The sequence below is a fragment of the Rhodopirellula maiorica SM1 genome (assembly GCF_000346295.1).
Lineage (GTDB): Bacteria > Planctomycetota > Planctomycetia > Pirellulales > Pirellulaceae > Novipirellula > Novipirellula maiorica.
In genome coordinates this window covers 1-6,023 of record NZ_ANOG01000517.1, presented here as the reverse complement: position 1 = coordinate 6,023, position 6,023 = coordinate 1, and the positions used below count along the sequence as shown (strand labels likewise).

The 6,023-nt window shown below is 54.5% G+C and carries 3 protein-coding genes and 1 pseudogene; 2 read left to right on the top strand and 2 right to left on the bottom strand.

Going from position 1 to position 6,023, the window contains the following annotated elements; all coding sequences use genetic code 11:
• Positions 1-922: pseudogene (locus RMSM_RS16550) on the bottom strand (hypothetical protein); the annotation flags it as partial.
• Between the two features lie 567 nt (positions 923-1,489).
• On the opposite strand from RMSM_RS16550, the gene RMSM_RS16545 reads away from it, so the two are divergent.
• Entirely contained in the window at positions 1,490-3,883 is a 2,394-nt protein-coding gene (locus tag RMSM_RS16545) for an alpha/beta hydrolase family protein (RefSeq protein WP_008698496.1), read from the top strand.
• Position 3,884: 1 nt separating this feature from the next.
• Positions 3,885-5,123 (top strand): CehA/McbA family metallohydrolase domain-containing protein, encoded by a 1,239-nt coding sequence (locus RMSM_RS16540; RefSeq protein ID WP_008698494.1) that lies wholly within the window; start codon positions 3,885-3,887, stop codon positions 5,121-5,123.
• Positions 5,124-5,254: 131 nt separating this feature from the next.
• Here the strand turns inward: RMSM_RS16540 and RMSM_RS16535 are convergent, their stop codons facing one another.
• Positions 5,255-5,455 (bottom strand): hypothetical protein, encoded by a 201-nt coding sequence (locus tag RMSM_RS16535; protein WP_144057712.1) that lies wholly within the window; start codon positions 5,453-5,455, stop codon positions 5,255-5,257.
• Positions 5,456-6,023: the final 568 nt, after the last annotated feature.

The window sequence follows — 6,023 nt, the reverse complement described above, 5'->3', positions numbered from 1 at the left end:
TTGCAAACTTTTCGGTCGTTTCCATTGAATGCTGCATTGCGTCGGCGACACGTTTTGCCAGAATCAATCGGTTCGGTTTCGATCCGTCGTTGTATTTACCGGCACCGATGTTTCCGCCAGCACCGTTGAAGTGGACGTAGAGTGGACCAGGAGCATCTTGGCTGCGAAAGAATCTTGCGATCCCTGGAAAATCGGGACTCGGGATGCCTGTGCGGTAGTAGCTTTGCGGATGACACGCGTAATAGCTCAGCACAGCGACGGGAGTGTCGCCATTCCAAAACGACAGCGAGCTGAGCACGGGATCGATCGTTCCGACGGGCATCGCTCGTAACTTGGCATCACGAGTTGCGGTGTAGCGAGTCGCCACCACCTTTCCGGTTTCGTCTTGCAAACGACGATTCGAAGCCACGTCGTTTACATGTGCGGTACCGAACCCTGCATGGGTCACGGGCGTCGCCGTTTTTAGAGACGAATCGATTGACGCGACCAAGCGATCAATGATTCGGCGTGCGAACGTTCCATCATGGGCCCCCAAGTCAGACGCACCGACCTGATTCAACAGCGACTCGGCACCAAAATCACATCGTGGCGCGTCATGTTGATGCAGCGTATGCACTGCGACACGCGATGGTGTGGTCCCCGCTGCCTTGGCGATCCGCTGGCGAAACACATCTTGGCTTTGGTTCCCAATGCCAATCCAATCGACTGCACACAGCACGATGGGGTCCCCCGATCCCATGATCACAATGCCACGGCATCGCAGCCCGAGTTCACCATGGTCTTTGACGCGATCGTACGCCATCATGAATCCGACCGGGGGAGTAGCATCGATATCGAATGTGGCTAACGAAAGTCCCGTCTTCGTTTGATTGGTTGGTGGAACCGAATCCGCCGCCTGTGACTGTGAAATACTGATTGCCATTACGGCTAAGCCAACAAGGACTCTGGACCACAATCCGAAAAACCTGAAACGCAAGAATTCAGAACAATTCATTCAATCACACTTTCGCGAGGTGGGAGCAAGTGTATAGAGCGAGAGGGAAGGTCGCTCGGTGGGTGAATCGATTGTATACGTTGCCACCGCGCCGCACAATCAAATCCCTGTTGTCGGTAGCGGGATCCGCCAACGGCTTGTTGATCTATTGAAGTTTCCTGTGGCAAGCGGTAGCTGATGGACTAACTCGTCCGTCGTTGGTGTATTCGACGGACTAGGGAGTCCGTCGTACGACGGAATCAACAGCCTGCTAACTCCCAAACGGCTAACAGATTCACTCAATGATTCCTGCCTACCTGCTTAACCGGTGCGAGTACGTCTTCGGCTGACTGTGAAACGACTAATTCAACAAGTCGTTGAGGATATCCGCTACGCGGGCAGAAATTCGATGGCGGTGGCAAAAAAATTTCTCTTCCCCACGCGTCGCAGTAAAATCTGTAGAATGACGGGTTAAGACTTTCCCACCTCGATCCCCTCCTGTCGCGAAGTCTATAGATGCAAATTCCTGTCCGCGTTGTTGCCTTGCGCGGTAAATGCCGCTTGATCGTTTGTGCACTTCTGCTGGCGGGGGGCGTACCGGGAAACGCAGATGACAACACGACGAACCGGACTCAGGCTGACGTGCAAACGCTGCCTGGCACCCAGATGCTGCTGCTCGACGAACCGCTCGATGTGTTGATGGTGCGTGGGATCAATCGCTTTGCCGAACGTGAATTACGGCGTTCGATGCAAACACGATCGCAAAATTGGCATCGCGATTACGCATCGGAAGAGAGTTATTTGCAAAGCGTCCAAGCGAATCGTGAGCGATTCGCCGAAATCATCGGTGCGATTGATGCACGCGGCGATCAGCCGACGCTCCAGATGATTATCTCGCAGGACGACTTTCAATCGGGGATTCCGATTTTGGCAAGCTCCCCTGAATGTATCGTTCGCCAAGTCCGCTGGCCTGTGATGGATGGAGTTACCGGCGAAGGGTTGCTGTTGTCGCCCAAATCGACCGAGGTGACGGCGAGTGTGATTGCGATTCCGGATGCCGATTGGAGCCCCGAAGCGATGGTCGGATTGAGCGAGGGGGTAGATGTGCCGCCTTTTGTACTGCAGTGCGTTCAACAGGGTTGCGAGGTGCTGGTTCCAACGCTGATTAATCGCGACCACGAATTTTCGGGGAATCCGGCCGTTGGATTTACCAATCAATCTCATCGCGAATTCGTTTATCGCACTTCGTTTGAAATCGGACGTCACGTGATCGGTTACGAAGTACAAAAAATCCTTGCCGCGGTCGATTACTTTGCCTTGCGTCGCGAATCCCAACGCAAGGAAGGCCCGATCGGTGTCGCCGGAATGGGCGAAGGTGGCTTATTGGCGTTTTACGCTGCCGCAATGGATACCCGGATCGATTCGGTAATGGTGTGCGGCTATTTCGACAATCGTGAACAAGTTTGGCGTGAACCGATCTACCGCAATGTATGGAGCTTGTTGACCGAGTTTGCTGATGCCGACATCGCGTCGTTGATCGCACCGCGACGGCTGACGATTGAGGCATGCAGCGTTCCCGAAGTCGATGGACCCGCCGAGGTGACGCCCGGTCGAAGAGGCGGCGCAGCACCCGGCGAAATTCGCACGCCGGAGATTGCCTCGGTTCGTGATGAGTTTGCGCTCGCCCAAGCTCATTACCAATCGCTGGGCCGACCGGGCCAAATCGAGTTGGTGGTGAGCGACGGTGGCACGGGGCCCGCCGGCAGCAATGCTGCGGTGACTTCGTTCTTAACCGGACTCAATCTTGACGCGTCGCTGAAAACGCCTGCGAAATTAACTCCGCATTTGCCGCTGGCGGATGCATCGGCTCGCCAAGCACGTCAGATCGATGAGCTTGTCGAGCGGAATCAACGGCTAGTCCGCAACAGCCCGCGAATTCGCGAGCAGCATTGGAACAAAGCCGATCGTAGCACCGTCGCATCTTGGAAAGAATCCACCGAATCGTATCGCGATGAATTTTACGACGAGGTAATTGGGCGACTTCCACACCAGAAGCTCCCGATCAACCCACGATCACGGTTAATGATTGAAGAAGAAAAGTTTAAAGTTTATGAGGTAGTGCTGGACGTTTTCGAAGATGTGATCGCTGGTGGCCTATTATTGCTGCCGACGGATTTAAAGCCTGGCGAGCGGCGTCCTGTGGTGGTTTGCCAGCACGGTCTCGAAGGCACTGCCGCGAGTACTTTGGATCAACGCAAAGATCGTTTCCTTGATCGCGGCTTTGCGGCCGAACTTGCGATTCGTGGGTTCATCGTTTATGCGCCCCAGAATCCCTATCGTGGTGGCGATGCGTTTCGTGAAATTCAACGAAAATCCAATCCACTGCAGCGATCTCTCTTTAGCTACATCATCCCTCAACACGAACAAACGCTGCGGTGGTTATCGACGCTGCCCTATGTGGATGCCGATCGGATCGCGTTTTATGGGATCTCGTACGGCGGAAAAACTGCAATGCGGGTGCCCCCATTTGTTCCGCAGTATGCTTTGTCGATTTGTTCGGCCGACTTCAATGAGTGGATCGGCAAGACGACCAGCAACATCTATCGGGCTAGTTACGTCTACACCGGCGAATATGAAATTTGGGAGTGGAACATGGGGAACATAGCCAGCTATGCCGAGCTTGCCTGTATGATGACGCCCCGCCCCTTTATGGTCGAGCGAGGGCATCGTGATGGTGTCGCGCCGGACGAATGGGTGGCAGCGGAATATGCCAAAGTACGACGTCATTACGACGAACTCGGGCTGGGAGATTCCACCACGATCGAATTCTTCAACGGTCCTCACACCATTCGTGGTCTTGGGACCTTTGCATTTCTACACAAACACTTGAATTGGCCGGAACCAAAGTAACATGCCGAAACACTGGATTGCAGCAAGCCTCTTACTGCTCAGCTTGACTGTCCACGCCACTGCACAAACGCCCTCCAGCACGGAGCCCGAACCACGATGGTGGAAGGGCAACCTGCATACGCATTCGTTGTGGAGTGACGGAGACCAGTTCCCTGAGATGATCGCGGACTGGTATCGCCAACGCGACTACAACTTTCTAGCGCTGACCGATCACAATGTGCTGAGCGAGGGCATGCGGTGGATGGCGATGTCCGCAATTCATAAACGAGCAGACGAGGGCATTCTGCAGCGTTACCGCGACCGCTTCGGAGACGCGTGGGTGGAAACCCGAGGCAAAGAGGGCCAGCCGGACCACGAAGTCCGATTGAAACCGATGGACGAGTTTCGCTATCTCGTCGAAGAAGCCGGCAAATTCATTTTGATCCCAGCCGAAGAGATCAGCGATAGCGCCGAAGGAAAACCGGTTCACATCAATGCCACGAATTTAGCCGAAGTGATCAAGCCGGTTGGCGGCGAAACCGTGCGGCAAGCAATCGAAAATAACTTGCGTGCGATCCTCGAACACGAAAAGAAACATGGTCGCGAAGTGCTGCCGCATGTGAACCATCCTAATTTTCACTATGCGGTCACGGCCGAGGATTTGGCGGCGGTCGTCTCGGAACGTTTTTTTGAGGTTTACAACGGACATCCCGGTGTGAATCATCTCGGTGACGACGATCATCCCAGCATCGAACGGATGTGGGACATTGCCAATGCGATCCGTCAAACCTCGTTGGACATTCCGCCGTTGATGGGAATCGGCACCGATGATTCACACGAGTATCATGGCAAAGCGGGATCACGGCCAGGACGTGGTTGGGTGATGGTCCGCAGTGCGTACTTAACGCCTGAGCATTTAATCCGGGCGATGAAGCAGGGCGACTTTTATGCGTCCAGCGGCGTGACGCTATCGGACGTGCAATTTGACAAGCAAAGCCAGACATTGTCTCTGTCGATCGCAACGGAGCCCGACACGACCTATGAGACCAAGTTCATCGCCACGCTGAAAAAGGGAGAGGGCGTGGATGAGCATCGCATCGGCGCTGTCGTCGCAACGTCTGACTCGGTAAGCCCCGAGTACAAATTGACGGGCAACGAGCTTTATGTCCGCGCGGTTGTCACCAGCAGCAAACCGCCCGTGGATCCGTCGTTTAAAGGCCAGAAGCAACAAGCATGGACCCAACCGGTCGGTTGGGAATGACCCAGCGAGCGTGATCAAATGAAAAAGCAAAATCGCCACGAGTCCATTCGTGGCGAGTTTTGCGGTACGCGACACCCCATCCTCGACAAGATCAAAAGGAACTTGCCGTGGTGTCGCTGCTCGCGATCCGTCTACCGGTTTGAGGCCTGCTCTTCGATTTCGTCTTGCAAAGACAGCGGGCTAGCAAATTTGGATTGTGATTGCGTCAATGCTTGCAGATTGTGGTCGATCCAATCGACCAGCTCCTTGTTTGCTTGCGAATTGGGCAATGGGTTGATTTCGAACGTCGAGGTCTTCATGCCCCACAGATCGCATGGCGGTGTTGTCTTCATCGAATCAAGCTCCGTCGAAAATGGTGCGTCCATCCCTTGGCTCTCATCCCTTTCCATCCATGGAAGATCAAGGATCACGGACGCATTTGTAGTCGAATGATTACTCCTGAGTCGTTTGAATTGCAGCGAAGATGGAGGTCTCTTCGCCATCTGCAATTCAAACACGATGCGGCAAATCGCGGGCGAGTATCCCTTCGACCCGTTGTTTGCCAGCGACATGAGGATTATTTACGTAGAAAACCAACCTGCCAAGACAAATCTTTAGGGAGCCAGCCGGATCAGCGGCAAACCGCCCGCATCCGCGTTTTGAGGGTGCTGCATGATGCGCAGCAGCACTCCGGCGAAACGCTCGGTTCTCCGCCTCCGGAGACAAGCGGAAAATGCTTTGCCGAAAGCCGGAAGGCTCTCCGCTGCTTGCTGTGCGCAGGCGAAGTGCATCGCCTATCATCACCTCTCCCAAACGAAGTTTAGGGAGAGGTCGAGCAAAGTTTTCAGCGATTGTTCGGGTGAGGGCTAGACGCCGGTGCGAGCGCACGTTACATAGGCTTCACCTCCCCAAAGCTTTGCG

Coding starts and splice junctions, on each gene's coding strand:
- RMSM_RS16535 (WP_144057712.1), bottom strand. CDS start 5,455: ATGAAGACAACACCGCCATGCGATCTGTGGGGCATGAAGACCTCGACG.
- RMSM_RS16540 (WP_008698494.1), top strand. CDS start 3,885: ATGCCGAAACACTGGATTGCAGCAAGCCTCTTACTGCTCAGCTTGACT.
- RMSM_RS16545 (WP_008698496.1), top strand. CDS start 1,490: ATGCAAATTCCTGTCCGCGTTGTTGCCTTGCGCGGTAAATGCCGCTTG.